Origin of the sequence: Falsiroseomonas sp., assembly GCF_051860665.1 — a bacterium.
Classification (GTDB): Bacteria; Pseudomonadota; Alphaproteobacteria; order Acetobacterales; family Acetobacteraceae; genus Falsiroseomonas.
The window spans coordinates 1-910 of the sequence record NZ_JBHYDM010000060.1; the positions used below are offsets into that span (position 1 = coordinate 1).

At 65.9% G+C, this 910-nt stretch carries 1 protein-coding gene; it reads right to left on the reverse strand.

Annotation, left to right across the window (positions count from 1 at the left end):
• Positions 1 to 15: 15 nt before the first annotated feature.
• On the reverse strand, positions 16 to 910 hold an 895-nt coding region (locus tag ACTIF1_RS26435; protein WP_439599462.1), incomplete at its 5' end, for a Bug family tripartite tricarboxylate transporter substrate binding protein.

Below are 910 nucleotides of genomic sequence, written 5' to 3' on the forward strand. Positions count from 1 at the left end.
CCCGGACCGAGCGTCTCAGTCTGCGGTGATGTTTGCCGCCTGGATGATCAGCCGGTTCGTGTCGCTTTCCTTTTTAAGGCTCGCGACGATTTCGTCCGGTTTCAGCACGAGCGGCCGCAGGCCGATGGCATTGAGCGAGGCGATGGTCGGCGCATCCGACAGGATTTCGGCGAAGACCTCATTCAATCGCGCCAGGACGGGCGCCGGCGTCGCCGCCGGTGCGACGGCCACGAAGCCGCTGCTCAGTTCCCAGTCGGGAATGCCGGCATCGGCGATGCTCGGCACGCCGGGCAGGTCGTCGCGCAGGTCGTTTCCGGACACCGCCAGGCCGCGCAATTGTCCCGAGCGGACCAGCGGCGCCGTGATCGGATCGATCATCAACTGAACGAGCCCGGCGGTCGCATCCTTCGCAGCGGCCGCGCTGCCGCGATAGGGCACATGCACCATGTCGATGTTTGCGCGAAGCTTGAGATATTCCCCGGCGAGGTGTCCGCCGGAGCCGTTGCCGGCCGAGCCGAAATTTAGCTTTCCCGGGTTTTCCTTGGTGTAGGCGATCAGCTCCTGCAGCGTCTTGACGGGCAGGGAGGGGTGGATCGCAAACACCGAGCGCGACGCGCCGACATAACCGACCGGCTTGAAGTCTCGGAACGGCTCATAGCCGGTCCGCACCAGAAGCGGCGCGATGGTGAGGTTGCCGGTCGAGGCATTGAGCAGCGTGTGGCCGTCCGGCTTCGACCGGGCGACGAACTCGGCGCCGATCGATCCGCCGCCGCCCGACTTGTTGTCGACGACAACCGTCTGGCCGAGTTTCTCACCCAGCTTGCGGGCGACGATGCGGCCGGAACTGTCGTTGGTGGCGCCTGGTGGGAAAGGAACGACGTAGGAGATGGGGCGCCCCGGATAGGCCTCG